A 15,987-nucleotide genomic window follows, 5' to 3' on the forward strand; every position below is an offset into this window, starting at 1 on the left:
TTGATAAAGACAGAAATGCCCTTCGGGTATTGGAAGTATTTCCAATTTCCAAAGGGCTTTTTTGCTAGCTATAATCTCACTTTTTCGATTTGGCTTCTCTTCAGGGAAGTAAATTCAAGTGAATAACTTTTCAGCTGTTCGAGATTAGATAAACTATTTCAAAGTGTATCGTATGGCAAGGCTTCCGTCAAGGAAGTTTCCACGGTAATGTTGAAAATAGAAATATGGAATTAAATCGACTCCAATGGTGATTGGTGCATCTCTGAATTTATATTCTAATCCTCCGATTCCGACTACTCCTATCGCAGCAAATGACCTGTCTCCCCAATAAACTGAACATTTTGGGTTTCTGGGGTCATTGCAATTTCCTTTGTACCCTTTGTAGTAATCACGGCCATCATAAAAACCGACTCTTGCTCCAAGACCATAAACCCAACTCAATTCTGGTACCTCTAAAGCATTTTTCTTATGCCATTCATAGATTCCAGTAACAGAAGTACCTCTCCATCTACTTGCTCCCACTATTATTTCTACGGCGGCCTTATTGTTAACAAAATGCTTCAAAGAAAGGCCTGAAGTATATCCTCCACGTACTCCAATTGCCGTGGTGTATCCGGAAGGACCAGCCGGCATTTCGTAACTTTCGAGGAAAGAGCGAACAGGATAGAAATCCTGTCGGTCCATCATTGTAGGTATTTTTTCCCATTGATTTAAGGGATGTTTTTCAAATGAAACTTCTTCCAAATCACAGGAACAATTTTCATTCAGTCTCTCGGATTCAGTTTGGGCTATATTTTCTCCAATAAAGAAGAAAAGCAATAAGCCACTCATTAATATCTTTTTCATAATCTGGAGTAATTTGATGTGTTGATTTAAAAGAATTCGCCCAAAAGTAGGTCTAATAATCGGTTACCCTTTAACAAAGAATGTACCCAAACCTTTTTATGAGGGGAAATTGATCCAAATGAAATATTTTTTCAGGTATGCAAGATCTCATTTGTAAAAATGAAATTTTCAAAAAACTCAGAATAAGCCTCCTATGGATAAATCAGATAACTTTTTAGCGCGTATTACGAAGTGCTTCCGGTCAGCTTACAGAATCATAACAATTAAGGATCTATAAAAACAGACTAGCGGCAAAGGAAAAAAGATCAGCCTAATCCCAAAACATAATTTTCACAAATTCCTTTTTACTGATTTTACCGGATTTTACTTTTTTAAAAAATGGCCGAATAGCTCGGTCCAAGCTGTCCATATACTCATCAAATACAACCCTTGCATGTGGAAAATAAACTATAGCTCCCGATTCAATCAAGAAGCTGTTGAGAAAAAAGGCTACTCTTGTCTGATTAGTTTTTGAATAATACCAAATCCATGGTGCATAAAAAGATGACACTTCTTCCAAATGAAATACTCTTCCAGTTTTATCAAACTCCTGAATTTGGGTAAAATTATTCATGGCAGCTGGCACCTCATCTGTTTGATCCATCTCTGCAAGACTCATGGCATGACAGCTCAGAGAAAAAATTTCGTTTGGAAATTTATCCTTCATGAATAAAGCTAACTCAAGACCTTTTTCCAGTTCGTCACATTCCATTAAAACTTCCCATTTCAATTTATAGAACTGGATGAGATTTGGATTCTTTGCGATTTGAGAATCAATTTTCTTTAGAAGCTTTGCAATTTTTTTTGGATCATCATAATTCAACTCCCCAAATTGACCTTTTAAATCAATAAGCAAGTCCTCCTCAGGCTCATTCATGGGGGTTTTATGGCTTGCGTCCAAAGAACTTTGGATTTTAACAAAAGGAGCAAAAAGTTTATCCTTCTTAAGAAGATCATAACTAAAATCCGCTGTTGTTGTGAACACATGCATCACAACATCATTGGTCATGTAGACAAAATTTCCTTGATCATAGAATTCCTCCCATCTGGATTTGTCCCAATTGAAACACATGGCAGCTAAAATTCTATCTGTATCGGATATTTCCTCATCATCGTCGAATTCATCGTCAAACTCATCATCCTCATCATCACCGAAATCGAAATCATTATAAATGATTTGATAGGTGCCCGGCTCGCCAAAGGCTTTGATCTGCCGCTCAAAATAATTCTTGCGCTCATCTTCTTCATTCAAATAGAGTATCGCCTTACCATTTTCGCCGAGGGGAATTTCTATCCTGGGAAAATCATCAGAATCCTCGTCTAAAATGTATTCAGCCCATCTAAAATCCTCACTTGGGGCAATGCCAAAATCCTCGGCAAAGGCAATTGATTCGAAAATAATATTATGAACTAACTCGTATGAAGTCTTCTCAAATTTAAGCATCAGTTCATCTTCATACCTTGACAAAATATCTCGGTAAAAAAATTCCGGTTCGTTCACAAAAAAAATCACATCCTTAGCACCTGTACAAAGCAGATCAATCAAAACAGCAGTATAAGTGATGTTTCCATTAACATGTTTTCTGGCACAGATCACAGGGAACTTTTTGATTTCCTCCCATCCTTCAGGCACCAAACATTCAAAGATGGGCAGCTTTCTGGCATTTCCAGTTTTGAGGTAACTTATCGGGTTAAACTTATTCTGAACTGGCTTAGGCTTTCTTTTGGACATGGGGAATTGGTTTTGGATCAAAAAATAAAACAAATAAATAAAGTTGATTTGAGCTTAAATATTGAGCCTTAAAGTAAAAAAATGTTCGCTGAGAAAAGCCAAGGAAGCTCCCTGTGAAAAAAATTCACTGCGGAGGCGCAAAAAACGCAGAAATTAATGGATTACCTAAATGACAAATAAAAATGGTCGGCAGGCAACTCTAAACTTTGCGCAACTTTATATCTTCAAAATAGCAATCTCCATTTTTCTCCCTTCCTCTGTGGTAAAAAACCTTTGTGCAACTTTGCGTACTTCGTGGTAAAAAAAGTGGTTAAAAGAACAGATCGTGCCTGCCTCATCGGCAAAGGCAGGCCTTCAGCACATAGAACTAAACCATTTCAATTTTGGCCAGCATTGCATACTGGGCTATTACAGGTCGAGCCGTTGGCACTTCCTTGAATCCCGAAGAAAAGCTTCAGCTTTTCTCCTTCGTGAACTTGAAGAAACCCAATTGAGCCAAAAAGTTTAACAGTCCATTTTAAAGCTTAATCCCTAGATCTTTTTTTCTCAGTGTGCTCTGTGGTAAAGAACCTTTGTGTAGAGGGAACAAAAAAGCCCCCCGAATCTCCAGAGGGCTCCAAAATCGTAAATCGTACTTCATTAGAGAGATTGCTTCTCCCGATAAAAAATCGGGATCGCAATGACGTTAAACTTTCGGTACTTTCCAGCCATTATGATAATTAGCCTTCATCAGCTGATTAGCTTCAGAGTCAGTAAACATATTTTTGGTCGCATCCCAATACACTTTCTTACCTGTCTTATAGGCAATATTTCCCATTTGGGCGTTTATCGCAGCTACCGAACCGGTTTGAATCGCACATTTAAGAAGTTTTGGATCATTGGCAGTCATGGCTTCCACAAAATTGACTGCATGAAGATCCAGAGCTGAAGGACCTTGAGGGCGAGTATGAGGCACCTCTTCAACCTTAGGTTTACGCTGCCCATCTACATTTTCGGTTTCTGGGATTACTTTCCAGCCACCTCGATTCACCACTAGTGTTGCATTGTTTCCGATAAAAGCAATTCCCTCGGTTGTGCCGTAATTTCCGCCATCAATTCCTGTCGCATGTTCCCAAAGCATATTAAAGCCTTCATATTCATAAACCGTCTGAAGTGTGTCAGGGGTCTCGGAAGCATCGTCGGGATAGGCGAATTTACCACCTGAGGCCATCACTGATTTTGGTGCGCTTACACCCATAGCAAATAAAGCGATGTCAATCTCATGCACTCCCCAATCGGTCATCAATCCACCAGCATAATCCCAGAACCAACGGAAGTTGAAATGGAATCGATTGGCATTGAATTCTCTTTTCGGTGCTGGACCAAGCCACATATTATAGTCCACACCAGCAGGTGCAGGCCCATTGGCTACTACAGGCACAGGCTTCATCCAGCCTTGGTAAGCCCAGCATTTGACCAAACGGATTTGACCCAGTTTTCCTGATTTCACATATTGGATAGCTTCATCATATTGAGAACCCGAACGCTGCCACTGCCCTACTTGCACCACTTTCCCGTAGCGTTCCTGAGCTTTCACCATGATTTGGCACTCTTCGATGGTATTGGCTATCGGCTTTTCGACATAGACATGCTTTCCGGCAGAGACTGCATCGACCATGTTTAGGCAATGCCAATGATCCGGTGTTCCTACGATCACCACATCTATATTCTTGTCTTCGAGCATTTTGCGATAGTCCTTGTATTGCTTTGGACGAGTTCCTCGGAGCTTGAATACATCCTCAGAGCGCTGATCGAGTACACTTTGATCCACATCACAAAGAGCCACACAATTGACTTGAGGGATTTTCAGGTTTGCATTCATATTGGACCAACCCATTCCTTTGCAACCAATAAGGCCGTAATTGATTTGATCATTGGGTCCGATGGTTCGGGTGAATCGCCCGAAGTCTGCTGCGGTTAGTACAGAGGGCATACTCAGTCCTGCGCCCAGCAGCATGGTGTTTTGTATAAAGCGTCTTCTTGATGACATATGGTTGTTAGGTTATTAGATTAAGGGTTAATAGGTTAGTGCATAAGTGGTTGTCAAGTTGTCATGGTTATCATAGTTGTCATAGTTGTGATTCCTAAATCAGGATTCAAACTCAGTGACCAACTCTACAAAAGGATTTAGACAACAGCTTTAGCGGACAACCTGACAACGCGAAGCAGACAACATTTACAACGGACGAACCCAAATATTTCTGAATCTCACCGGATTACCATGGTCTTGCAATTTGATCGGCAATGCTTCTGCGTGGGCCTTATAATTTGGAATTCCAATGTACTCAGTTGGGCCTTTAAGTATCACATTATTTTGCACCAACACTCCATTAATCAAAACAGTAACAGTAGCCGGAGAAGTCACCATTCCATTTTTGTCAAATCTCGGAGCCTTGAAGATAATGTCGTAGTAGTTCCACTCTCCTGGAGCTCTTAGTGGATTCACCAATGGAGGATGTTGCTTGTAGATACTTCCAGCTTGGCCGTTGGTGTAAGTCTTGCTTTCGTAAGAATCCAAAATCTGGACCTCGTAGATTCCCATCAGGAAGAATCCTGAATTACCTCTACCCTGACCTTCACCTACGATTTCGGTTGGGGCGCTCCATTCCACGTGATATTGCGCATCCCCAAAAGCCAACTTGGATTGGATATCTCCTTTGCCTTTGGCTACAACCATTTCTCCATTTTCAATGGTCCATGCGGCAGGACTTGAACCATCCTTAGCACTTACAAAACCATTAAGATTTGATCCATCAAAGATCACAATAGCGTCCGACGGAGGTGCTGTATTATTTGCTCCAGGGGTGATTTTGGGAGGAACTGGAGTATAAAACTCTGTAGCCTGAGGTGGCAATTTTGGGGGAGTTTGGTCTTGGGCTAAGGACAATGAACTTATGGAAAGTCCCGTTGCCAAGAATGCTAGAGCAACTATCTGCTTTGTCATACAATAGATTATTTTAGGGATTAATTATTAACTCGATAAATAACAGGAAAAAAGCCGTGAAACGAAAAGCCGTTGATGGATATTTGCTGGAAATGACACTTTCCTTTTTTACTTTTCCCAAAATTACCAACCATGCAAAAAACCTTACTCTATCTGATCTTCTCTCTTTTTCTATGCAATCTCTGCCTTGCACAGGAAGAATATTATTTTCCAGGGGAAAAATTCGATCCCACGATCCCCTCTCCTTCCCAGTTTCTGGGCTATCCAATCGGCGACTGGCATACGAGGTATGATCTTATTGTGAAATACTTCGAAAAACTTGATCAGATCAGCCCAATGGCACAAATCAAAACCATTGGCTATACTCATGAGCATCGACCAAAAGTCATTTTGACCATCACCTCGGCTGTAAACATGGGAAATTTGGAGCAAATCAGACTTAAGCAAATCCAGCTCGCTGACCCAAGTCAAGCAAAACCCGACGTGAATTCCATGCCTTCCATTATCCACCAAGGATATGGAGTTCATGGCAATGAGCCTTCATCTGCTGAGGCTGCGATGTTGACTGCTTACTGGTTGATGGCTTCACAGTCGGACTTGGCAAAAAATCTGAGAGAAAACGCTGTGGTACATATCGATCCAACACTCAATCCAGACGGGCGCGACCGACATAGCCTTTGGGCCAATTCCAACAAAGGCTTCCCTCCTGTCGCTGATCCTTTGGATAGAGAACACAACGAGGCTTGGCCAGGAGGAAGAACCAACCATTATTGGTTTGATCTGAATCGGGACTGGCTCCCCTTGGCACATCCTGAATCCCGGGTGAAAGTTGAGTGGTACCATCAGTGGTATCCTAATGTGACTACAGATTTCCATGAAATGGGAACTAACAGCACCTATTTCTTCGAGCCGACTAAGCCGTTTGGATCAGAAAATCCGGTCGTTCCAAGAAAAAACTACGACGACATCAATCCGAGATTTGCGAAGTATTTCGCCAAATACATGGACGAGATCGGAAGCTTATATTGGTCCAAAGAAGTTTTTGACAACAGCTATCCGGGTTATGGCTCAACCTATCCGGACATTCACGGTGGATTAGGACTTGTCTTTGAAACTGCGAGTTCCCGCGGTCATGTGCAAAGCAGTCAGCGAGGAGATATCACTTTTGCCTTTACCATTCGAAATCATGTAGTAAACTCTCTGGCAACCATGGAAGCCGCCTTGGATAATCGAGTGTATATGCACGACTATTTGCGTGAATTTTTCGCATCTGCGGTGGCGGAAGGAGGAAAAGATGGAGCAAAGAGCTATGTCTTTGGAGATGAATATGATGAAAGTAGAAACCGGCTTTTTGTGAAGTTTTTGCTCGATCACAAAATCAAAGTTTATGAGAACTCTGCCGATCTATCCATTGCAGGTCAATCTTATAAAAAAGGAAAATCTTGGGTGGTGCCAACCAATCAACCGCAATATAGAATGGTGAGAACCATGTTTGAATACGTAAAAGAGTTTGCTGATTCGGTCTTTTATGATGCTTCTGCTTGGACGATGGCTGCGGCCTATGGAATGCCTTTTTCGGTAGCAGCTTTTGCAAAATCCGGAACACAAGTCACTGAAGTTTCTACGCCAAATTTCACTTTCCCGGAGGGAAAAGCTTATGCATATCTGATCGATTGGTCGGACTACTATGCTCCGAAAATGCTTTTCGAAATGCAAAAGGCCGGAATTCATGTGGAGGCTGTACACCGTGCATTCTCATCTCAAACACAGGACGGGAGCGTAAGTTTTTCGGCAGGAACACTGATGATTCCTATGGGCTTTCAGAAGCTAAAAGCAGAAGAAATCGCCACTAAACTCAAGGAACTGGCAGGCAAGAACGGGCAGAAAGTTTATGCAGTGACGACAGGTTTAAATTTGTCAGGTGTAGACTTGGGCAGCAATTCAGTTTCGGCAATTCAAGTACCTAAAGTGGTGATGCTGGTTGGCCCCGGAATCAATGGTACAGAAGCCGGTGAAATCTGGAATCTAATGGATCAGCACTTGGGGATGCCGATGACGAAGCTGAACTTGGAACAATTTGGCCGCATAAATCTGCATGAATACACTACGCTGATTATGCCATCAGGCAATTACAATTCCCTTTCTGAAGGACAAGTCAATCATTTAAAAGACTGGTTATCTCGTGGTGGAACGATCATTTCTTTGAAAAATGCTTCGCTTTGGCTCAACCAAAAAGGAATTACCAAAGAAGAAGCGGTGAAGTTGGAAGATGAAAAAGAGCCTGCTGTTTTGCCCTTTGCTGTACGAAACGATTTTGAAGGGGCTAAGGAAGTCGGCGGAAGCATTTATATGGCTGAATTGGACTTGACTCATCCTCTAGCTTATGGATATCATCGAAAGTCAATTCCAGTGTATCGAAATACCAGTATTTTCATCAAGCCATCAGCAGATAAGTATTTGACTCCTGTGAAGTATTCCGCTTCCCCTCATTTGGGAGGGTACATTTCTAAAGCCAATTTGGAAAAGCTCAAGCAAAGTGCAGGCGTCGTGATTTCTCCTGCTGGACAAGGACGTGTGGTTCATTTCTTTGACAGTCCCAACTTCCGGGGAACTTGGTTTGGGACGAACAAGCTGTTCCTGAATGCCATTTTTCATGGGGACAATATGGATTAAATTCAGAAGGCTAAAGTTTGAAATCTGAAATGCCCATGAGAAAGGGTTCTCAAACAGGGGATGTTTATTCAGGGCATTCCATTTAGCAATTAAAAACAAATTATAAACACACGAAAAGAGCCGCTGAGCATATGTTTAGTGGCTTTTTTGATTAAATCATTTCTTGGAAACTATTTTTCAAGAATAAAGGGTAATTCAATATAGCATTCCAAAAATCCAAAGTGGTAAACTTTTTCCGGCAGGATACTCCAAATCGTCTTTTACAATCCAAGTCTTTTCTTCTTTGACTTGCTTGCTACTTTTATTTTTCCCTCCAACTTCAAAGTGAAATTGACCATCTACTAAAAAATCTACTGAGGATGAATATTGTATAGTATGGGTTACTTTTACTAAGCTGTTGAAAAAGGTTTCTCTGACGGTACCAGACTCGGGATTTTTCTCACTCAATGCAAACAAGAAATTAGTGTTGTTGAGGAAAATTTTTTCAGGTTTCTGAAGCGTCGCAACACTCATTCCCGCAGGGTATTGTAGATCAATTAAGCGCGCATCTGCCAAATAATGAAGATAATTCACCATCGAATTCCTATGAATTAATGTTTTTTCGGCCAAGGCTGAAACATTGGGTTTGAAGGGAACTTGCTGTGCGATTAAGTATAGTAACTGAAGGAGTTTTTTCCCATTTCGAATGTCAAAACCTCTTATTTCAGCCATGTCGTATTCGACGATTGTCCGGACAAGCTGTCTCAGTTTTTTGAAATATATTCCTTCATTTTCCCCCGCAAATGGAAAATACCCATTCTTCAAATAATCGTGGAAATGCTGCAAAGGAAGAAAATCTGAAGGAAAATAATTTCTTAAAGAAAAATCGGGATTCAATAAATCCTCCAGTCTTACCGATGGCAAAACAACCCCTTTACTTAGATTAAGGTATTCCCGATAAGAAAGCCCGTGAAGTTCATAAATAACCGCTCTTCGGCTCAAGTCGCCCTCCTCTTTGCTAATATCTATGATAGACGATCCTGTGAAAATGATCTGTAAGTCTCGATATCGATCATGAAGGTTCTTAACTTCCTTTGACCAGTTAGGATATTTATGAACTTCATCCAAAACAACGATTCTGCCTCCGGTTTGGTGAAAGCTCCTCACAACCTCTATCACGCTGTGAGACAAAAAATATATTTCGTCAAGTGAAAGGTATACAACTTGTGATGGGGGAAGCCCAGATTCATGAAGATATTGAAGCAAGAGCGTTGTTTTTCCGGTTCCTCTTGCCCCTTTTATCCCGATCAATTTTTCAGACCAATCAACAGTCGAATACAAATACCTTTTGAATTCGACCTGAGTAGTAATGATCAGTTGTTCAGAAACTTCTAGTAATTCTTCCATTATTTTGCACTTTCATTTGTGCAAAAATACTATTTTTTGCACATTTACTTGTGCATTTATAAAAAATAATCTTATTTCGCTAAATCTTTATTGGATCGAGATTACTCGATTACCTAAAACCACCTATGATTCCTTCTTAATTCTCCTTACTTTCCTTTTTACCGTCTTGAATCTTTTCTTCTACCTCAGCTTCCTCAGCAACATCAGTCGTTTCCAATCCTTCTGTATTATCAGAATCAGGCTCGTAGTTCAAACCAATCAGAATTGGAAAATGGTCTGACCCTATTTTTTCAAGTTTTCGAAGATCTAATAGTCCGAATTCTTTGCTGTAGAAAATATGGTCAAGGGGATAACGCATAAAAGGAACAAAAACGCTGTAAGTATTAAATAACCCTCTACCCTCACGCGGATCAACGAGTTCACTGTATTTTCTAAAAAGCTTGGAAGTTACTGACCACCCTACATCGTTTAAATCTCCTGCTACGACTGTTGGGTTTTTAGATTCTTTGATCATTTTGCCGATGATAAGTAATTCGGTATCGCGCTCATAAGTATCGGTGCCTGGTTTAGGTGGTTCAGGATGCACGCCATAAAAATCAATTTTTACTCCTGAGGGTAAGGTTATTTTTGTGAAAATGGAAGGCACATCATCTAAAACCAAGAAATTAACAGCACTTTCTGTTAGTGGAAGCTTCGAGAGCAAAATCATACCGTAAGTATTTTCCAGAGGAAAATTGACTGAATATGGAAAATCATCATCAAGCCGTGAAATTGAATTGGCCCATGATTGATCAGGTTCGGTGATTAGCAGTAGATCGGGATCAATTTTCTTAACAAGGGAATAAAAGCTCTCCTTATCTTCATTCTCCATTCGAACATTCGCTACGAAAAGTGTAAAGCTATTTTTTTCAACAGGCATGGTACTGTCCTTAGCTTGAGTTTTATAAAGTGGGGTGTAGACCACAACAAACGAGATCTGATAAATCAAGGCCACTGCAAGAATAAGGAGAAGAGGTAGCTTTTGGGCCCATTTGAGATTCAAAAAGAAAAAAGCGATTAAAATTGCAAAAAGGGTTAGTACACTAATCTGGATACGGGGGAAATCAAATATTCTTATCCACCAAGCAGGCGAATCAATCAGGGGCAAACCTGTAGCTATTAGGACAAAGGCACAAAATATCAGGATCAGAATTCGCATTAAGTTGAATTTAAAGATGTTTAATAAAGGTTTTGTCAATTTTCTTTTATGAGTTTCAATAATTTTGCAGAATTCATTTCATTAAAACCATGCCAAAACTGCATAAATAGTCCACTACAAAGGAATGCGGTAAAATCCTTTATTGGACAAAAACCGATAGCTAGGGGACAAGAATTCTCCATTCTTCCCCTACCCTTGACAGTGGAAATTTTTTTAACTAATGAGTAAAATAAAATTTTAGAATTGAAATTATCGAGTTACCTTTTTTTTACAAAATAAAATTAGAGTGACTGTGAAATTCAATTGTTCCGTTTTTAAATAAGGGATATTCATAATAAAATTGAGTCAATCAAATCAAAATCTTATTCAATAAAGTTTGGGGAATTTTTTTCGTGATGCTTATAAAATATCGTAAAAACAGATTGCTTTAAATCCTATCTGCTTTTCAACTGAAATTTCGATGCTATTAACTTCAAAGAGTAAAAAAAAAGTGTTACCAGAGTTGCACAACTTAGGCTAACAAATGCCCATTTACGATTTCTTAAACATTTGAAAATATTAATCAATGATTCAAACAGTCCGTATTTCCTCCCCAATACATGGTAAAAAGTCGTTATAAGGGGTAATTTCTCTGGTTTTGCTAAAAAATATATTTTTTCAAAATCTCTGGTGAAATTCTTGAACACTTATTTATCTGATCAGGCGAACTGAGCCCTTTTGTTTCAATCTAGACAAAATAGAAGTATATAAATTCTTCTTGTTTTTCTATTATAATAATTTATTTAGAAGATTCTGAATAACTGATTATTTATTGTTAGTGTTTTATTTACTTAAATATTTTAACCATGTATACTACCAAGCCTCTCTCAAAAGAAAGTACGCTACAGTCCCATCAACCTCATTTTATTCCAAGGCCTGAAAAACATGGTTATGATTTAGTGGTTTTTTGTCATTTGAGGTGGGATTTTGTGTATCAAAGACCGCAGCATATCATTAGTAGACTATCCCATGATTATAAAATACTTTTTGTGGAGGAGCCAATGAGCCGTACCGAGATAGGACATTCGCTTAACTTGGTTCTCCCCAACCTTCATGTTTTTAGACCAAATATTTCCCATATAGACGAACTGGCTGGCGTACTCACCAAACTTCTGGGGTCTAGAGAAATTCCAATGGCTTGGTTCTATTCTCCATCTTTCTGCACCGTTTTGGATCAAATGAAGTTTGAGACGGTGATTTACGATTGTATGGATGAGTTGTCTCTTTTTAAGGGAGCCCAAGCCTCATTAATTCAGCAGGAACGAGATCTATTAGAGAAGTCAGACATTGTTTTTACGGGAGGAAGGTCTCTTTTTGAGGCAAAAGCACCCCATCATTCGAATGTTCATTGTTTCCCGAGCTCCGTGGATTTTGATCATTTCGCCAGAGCGAAAAACGGAATCAATCTTCCTCATGATATTTCGGAAATCCCTACGCCTATTGTTGGTTATTTCGGTGTTGTTGACGAGCGTCTAGACTTGGAATTAATCGAGCAAACAGCCCTTCAACTTCCCGAAGTTTCCTTTGTTTTCATAGGTCCAGTGGTGAAAATCAGCGATTCTGATCTGCCAAGATTACCCAATATCCACTATTTGGGAATGAAAGCTTATCAGAACTTACCCAATTACCTGAAGGCATTCAAGATTGCTATGATGCCTTTTGCGCTCAATGATGCCACCAAATATATCAGCCCAACAAAGACTCTTGAATATATGGCTGCTGGAAAACCAATTATTTCCACACGGGTGAGAGATGTTGAGCGGGAGTATTCCAATAGTGTTCATCTCATATCAAATGCTCATGAATTTGTTGAAGAAATAAAAAATATTCTATACCCAGAATCTGAAAATTCCACGCATGTAGATCGCTACAGCGATATTCTTGGAAAAACTTCTTGGAACTCCACGGTATTTAGAATGAAGGTCGCTATCCGTGAACTAAGCATCAAATGATTGATCACGAAATTATAATCATTGGTGCAGGAATTTCAGGGTCCGTATTGGCAGAGCGTTATGCCAACCAAGGTAAAAAGGTCTTGGTTATCGAAAAAAGAGACCATGTCGGAGGAAACTGTTTTGACTATGTGGACGAAAATGGAATCACTATTTCAAAATATGGAGCTCACTTGTTTCATACCAATGATGTAGGGGTGTGGGATTATGTAAACAGATTTTCGGAATGGCAGCAATGGGAACACAAGGTATTGGCTAAAGTAGACGGGCAATTGGTTCCTGTTCCTGTAAACAGGAATACGGTAAATCTCATGTTTGACAAAAACCTCAAAACTGACCAGGAAATGGCTGATTGGTTGGAGCAAAACAGAATCCCAATCGGTAACCCGGTCAATGGAGAAGAAGCTGTACTTAACAAGGTTGGACTTGAGCTTTATGAAAAACTATTTAAGCACTACACCAAAAAACAGTGGGATAAATATCCTGAAGAGCTGGATGCCTCAGTTCTTAACAGGATTCCTGTCAGACTGAATGAGGATGGGAGATATTTCTCCGATCAGTTTCAGGCAATACCAAAAGCTGGATATACCAAGGTTTTTGAAACTATGCTCAATCATCCCAATATCAAAGTGATGCTTGATACCGATTACTTTGATCTTCGAGACGATCTACTGGGATTTGAAAAGCTTTTTTATACCGGACCGATTGATGCATTCTTTGATTTTGAGGAATCAATTTTGGAAAAACTGGAATATCGGTCCATCAATTTTCAATTGGAAACAGTGGATTCTGAATTTTTCCAGGAAAACTCTGTGGTAAATTACCCGGGTATGGAGGTGGATTTCACAAGAATTGTAGAATACAAACACTTTGGAAACCAGAAATCTGAAAAAACAACGATCTCCCGAGAGTTTACCGTCGCCACAGGTGATCCTTATTATCCAGTTCCAAATGAGCGAAATCAGCAGATCTATGAATCTTACAAAAAAGAGGCTGATAAGCTTACCAACATTTATTTTGTAGGCAGATTGGCGAATTATAAATATTACAATATGGATCAGGCGTTCCGTAGTGCTCTCGATCTTTACCAACAATTAGAGGGTGAACTAATAAATGAAGCGACAGCCGGGATTCATTTGATATGAAGGAATTCAAGTCCTTTGTTATGGGAGGATTCGAATGTGCGGATCAGATAAATGGAAGTGGAAATAGAATTAACCTTCTAAAAGAAACCCAGCACGACACTCGGGTAGAAGAAGACTACAGGGAGTTGAAAGAGTTGGGAATGCTAACTGTCCGGGAAGGAATTTGCTGGAGTTTGGTTGAACCTAGGCCTGGATATTATGATTTCGATGAGGTGCTAAACAGAATCCAAAGTGCTCAAAAGTATGGTATCGAGCAGATTTGGGATATTATTCATTTTGGTTATCCTGATGACATCTATCCTACTCATCCCAAATTTACGGCACGGTTTGTTGCCTTATGTGAGGCATTCACGATTTTCTATTTCACTCATAGTCCAACTGAACTTAGATTAATACCAATAAACGAAATCAGTTACATTTCTTGGCTTTCGGGCGAGATTGGAGGTGCAGCACCTTTTATAACCAAATATGGCTGGGAGTTGAAATACCTGCTTTGCAAATCTGCAATTCAGGGTATTAAAGCCATCCGATCCATCCGACCAACTGTCGAAGTTTATTTGGTAGAACCCCTAATTTGGGTACACCCTTGGGAGATCTTGGACATTCCTCAAGCCGAATTGGAAAACAGCTATCAATTTCAGGCAGCAGATATCATCATGGGAAAAATCTGTCCCGAACTTGGTGGTTCACCTGAACTTATTGATGGAGTTGGGGTGAACTACTATTGGAATTGTCAATGGAAATTACAGTTCGGGACTTTGCCATGGCCTGATTTGCAAAATCACAGAAAACCAATCTCAGAACTTCTACAATTGGTTTGGGAGAGGTATAAGAAACCATTGTTCTTTAGTGAGACCGGACATTTTGGTAGTGGAAGAGCAGAATGGATGGAAGAGATCTATCATGAAACTTCTAAAGCAATAGCCTTGGGCGTGGATATTCGCGGCATCTGTATTTATCCATTAGTCGACCGACCAAATTGGGATCATCTGGAGATTTACCATAACAGTGGACTTTGGGATTTATCCGAAAATAAAGATCGAATACCTGTTTTACTATATGTGGAAGCGATCCAAGATGGCCTTAAACTATTTGAAAGTCGAATCAAATCACTGATGGGAAATAGCTATCCTACATCAAACCAAACTTTAGATTCGACTTCTAATGAAATCCAAGATTATCCCCAACCTGAAGGTTTATAAGTTAGATTTCTATGGAGAAAGAAGGAAGTCTTTGGAGAAAGCAAAGCTTCGGTTCATAATCATTAAATCAAAAAAAAGCCGGCAAACACCGGCTTTTTTTGTTTGCAATTCGCTTTGGCTTGAATTGCATGGGTTTCCAAATTTGAGGTAAAATTGTTGGTTTAATTTTCAAAGAATAGATAGACTATTTAACTCAGCTTAAAGCGGATAGGAAGTCTCATTCTTGAATTAACTACTTGATCTCTTTGCTGGGCAGGAGTCCAATTTGGTGAGTTTCTAACTACTCGAAGCGCCTCTTCATCAGCACCTCCACCGATTCCTCTGAGAATTTCAGGATCGGAAATGGATCCATCAGAATTGATCACAAACACCACAATCACAGTTCCTTCAACCCCATTTCTTTTAGCTTCGGCTGGATAAGTAAGATTCTCTTGCAGATACTTATTCCAACCTTCCATTCCTCCCGGAGGATTTGGTTGTACCTCGGTCACGTCAAAGATCGATTTTCCGTCTTTTCCTACATCATTAATTCGTGCGGCGATATTGGTCGGCCCCATACTCGGCTTGGCTTCAACTTGAGTTGGACCTTCGATTTCCTGCTCGGTAGCAAGGTCACAAGAAGCTGAGAACAAAAGTAGACAAACTGCTGAAATCCAAGTTATCTTGTTGATTTTCATTTTGTTAATTTTCATAATGGTATAATTTATTGGTTAAAATTTGAAATAGGTATTCTGTCTCTCGGATTTCCCAAGAGTAAACTAATTCATTAAACTAATTTTGATTTTAGAATAG

General features: G+C 39.8%; 11 protein-coding genes. 4 read left to right on the plus strand and 7 right to left on the minus strand.

Going from position 1 to position 15,987, the window contains the following annotated elements:
• Positions 1-153 precede the first annotated feature (153 nt).
• The 4 genes from ACK4HU_RS05330 to ACK4HU_RS05345 all read right to left on the minus strand — a co-directional run bounded on the left by ACK4HU_RS05330 (position 154) and on the right by ACK4HU_RS05345 (position 5,600).
• Positions 154-846, minus strand: coding sequence for a hypothetical protein (locus ACK4HU_RS05330; RefSeq protein WP_409804002.1), 693 nt, complete (start codon positions 844-846; stop codon positions 154-156).
• A gap of 310 nt (positions 847-1,156) precedes the next feature.
• Positions 1,157-2,617 carry a hypothetical protein gene (locus ACK4HU_RS05335; protein ID WP_409804004.1) on the minus strand — a complete coding sequence of 487 codons (1,461 nt, stop codon included), beginning with the start codon at positions 2,615-2,617 and terminating at the stop codon, positions 1,157-1,159.
• A 685-nt stretch (positions 2,618-3,302) separates the two neighbouring features.
• Positions 3,303-4,646 carry a Gfo/Idh/MocA family protein gene (locus ACK4HU_RS05340; protein WP_409804006.1) on the minus strand — a complete coding sequence of 448 codons (1,344 nt, stop codon included), beginning with the start codon at positions 4,644-4,646 and terminating at the stop codon, positions 3,303-3,305.
• Positions 4,647-4,832: 186 nt separating this feature from the next.
• Positions 4,833-5,600 carry a DUF1080 domain-containing protein gene (locus ACK4HU_RS05345; RefSeq protein WP_409804008.1) on the minus strand — a complete coding sequence of 256 codons (768 nt, stop codon included), beginning with the start codon at positions 5,598-5,600 and terminating at the stop codon, positions 4,833-4,835.
• Between the two features lie 132 nt (positions 5,601-5,732).
• Between ACK4HU_RS05345 and ACK4HU_RS05350 the strand changes: the two genes are divergently transcribed.
• Positions 5,733-8,273 carry a M14 family metallopeptidase gene (locus ACK4HU_RS05350; protein ID WP_409804010.1) on the plus strand — a complete coding sequence of 847 codons (2,541 nt, stop codon included), beginning with the start codon at positions 5,733-5,735 and terminating at the stop codon, positions 8,271-8,273.
• A 195-nt stretch (positions 8,274-8,468) separates the two neighbouring features.
• Here ACK4HU_RS05350 and ACK4HU_RS05355 read toward each other — a convergent pair whose 3' ends face one another.
• Positions 8,469-9,659, minus strand: coding sequence for an ATP-binding protein (locus ACK4HU_RS05355; protein ID WP_409804012.1), 1,191 nt, complete (start codon positions 9,657-9,659; stop codon positions 8,469-8,471).
• Positions 9,660-9,795: 136 nt separating this feature from the next.
• Positions 9,796-10,857: an endonuclease/exonuclease/phosphatase family protein gene (locus ACK4HU_RS05360; protein WP_409804014.1), complete on the minus strand. Its 1,062-nt coding sequence runs from the start codon at positions 10,855-10,857 to the stop codon at positions 9,796-9,798.
• A gap of 845 nt (positions 10,858-11,702) precedes the next feature.
• Here ACK4HU_RS05360 and ACK4HU_RS05365 point away from each other — a divergent pair.
• The 3 genes from ACK4HU_RS05365 to ACK4HU_RS05375 are packed head-to-tail and all read left to right on the plus strand — an operon-like array spanning position 11,703 to position 15,195.
• Positions 11,703-12,848, plus strand: a complete 1,146-nt coding sequence (locus tag ACK4HU_RS05365; RefSeq protein WP_409804016.1) for a glycosyltransferase — start codon at positions 11,703-11,705, stop codon at positions 12,846-12,848.
• On the plus strand, positions 12,845-13,993 hold the full coding sequence (gene glf / locus ACK4HU_RS05370; protein WP_409804018.1) for a UDP-galactopyranose mutase: 1,149 nt from the start codon (positions 12,845-12,847) through the stop codon (positions 13,991-13,993). The genes ACK4HU_RS05365 and glf overlap by 4 nt, the downstream gene beginning before the upstream one ends.
• Positions 13,990-15,195 carry an amine oxidase gene (locus ACK4HU_RS05375; RefSeq protein ID WP_409804020.1) on the plus strand — a complete coding sequence of 402 codons (1,206 nt, stop codon included), beginning with the start codon at positions 13,990-13,992 and terminating at the stop codon, positions 15,193-15,195. The genes glf and ACK4HU_RS05375 overlap by 4 nt, the downstream gene beginning before the upstream one ends.
• 188 nt (positions 15,196-15,383) lie before the next feature.
• Here the strand turns inward: ACK4HU_RS05375 and ACK4HU_RS05380 are convergent, their stop codons facing one another.
• The gene (locus ACK4HU_RS05380) at positions 15,384-15,887 is read right to left on the minus strand and encodes a TonB family protein (RefSeq protein WP_409804022.1); all 504 of its coding nucleotides are present in this window, start codon (positions 15,885-15,887) and stop codon (positions 15,384-15,386) included.
• Between the last annotated feature and the right edge of the window lie 100 nt (positions 15,888-15,987).

The sequence above is a fragment of the Algoriphagus sp. genome, from assembly GCF_046296635.1.
Classification (GTDB): Bacteria; Bacteroidota; Bacteroidia; order Cytophagales; family Cyclobacteriaceae; genus Algoriphagus.

What these genes read in the sequence shown, in the direction of transcription:
- ACK4HU_RS05330 (WP_409804002.1), bottom strand. Translation starts at nt 846, where the DNA reads ATGAAAAAGATATTAATGAGTGGCTTATTGCTTTTCTTCTTTATTGGA.
- ACK4HU_RS05335 (WP_409804004.1), bottom strand. Translation starts at nt 2,617, where the DNA reads ATGTCCAAAAGAAAGCCTAAGCCAGTTCAGAATAAGTTTAACCCGATA.
- ACK4HU_RS05340 (WP_409804006.1), bottom strand. Translation starts at nt 4,646, where the DNA reads ATGTCATCAAGAAGACGCTTTATACAAAACACCATGCTGCTGGGCGCA.
- ACK4HU_RS05345 (WP_409804008.1), bottom strand. Translation starts at nt 5,600, where the DNA reads ATGACAAAGCAGATAGTTGCTCTAGCATTCTTGGCAACGGGACTTTCC.
- ACK4HU_RS05350 (WP_409804010.1), top strand. Translation starts at nt 5,733, where the DNA reads ATGCAAAAAACCTTACTCTATCTGATCTTCTCTCTTTTTCTATGCAAT.
- ACK4HU_RS05355 (WP_409804012.1), bottom strand. Translation starts at nt 9,659, where the DNA reads ATGGAAGAATTACTAGAAGTTTCTGAACAACTGATCATTACTACTCAG.
- ACK4HU_RS05360 (WP_409804014.1), bottom strand. Translation starts at nt 10,857, where the DNA reads ATGCGAATTCTGATCCTGATATTTTGTGCCTTTGTCCTAATAGCTACA.
- ACK4HU_RS05365 (WP_409804016.1), top strand. Translation starts at nt 11,703, where the DNA reads ATGTATACTACCAAGCCTCTCTCAAAAGAAAGTACGCTACAGTCCCAT.
- glf (WP_409804018.1), top strand. Translation starts at nt 12,845, where the DNA reads ATGATTGATCACGAAATTATAATCATTGGTGCAGGAATTTCAGGGTCC.
- ACK4HU_RS05375 (WP_409804020.1), top strand. Translation starts at nt 13,990, where the DNA reads ATGAAGGAATTCAAGTCCTTTGTTATGGGAGGATTCGAATGTGCGGAT.
- ACK4HU_RS05380 (WP_409804022.1), bottom strand. Translation starts at nt 15,887, where the DNA reads ATGAAAATTAACAAAATGAAAATCAACAAGATAACTTGGATTTCAGCA.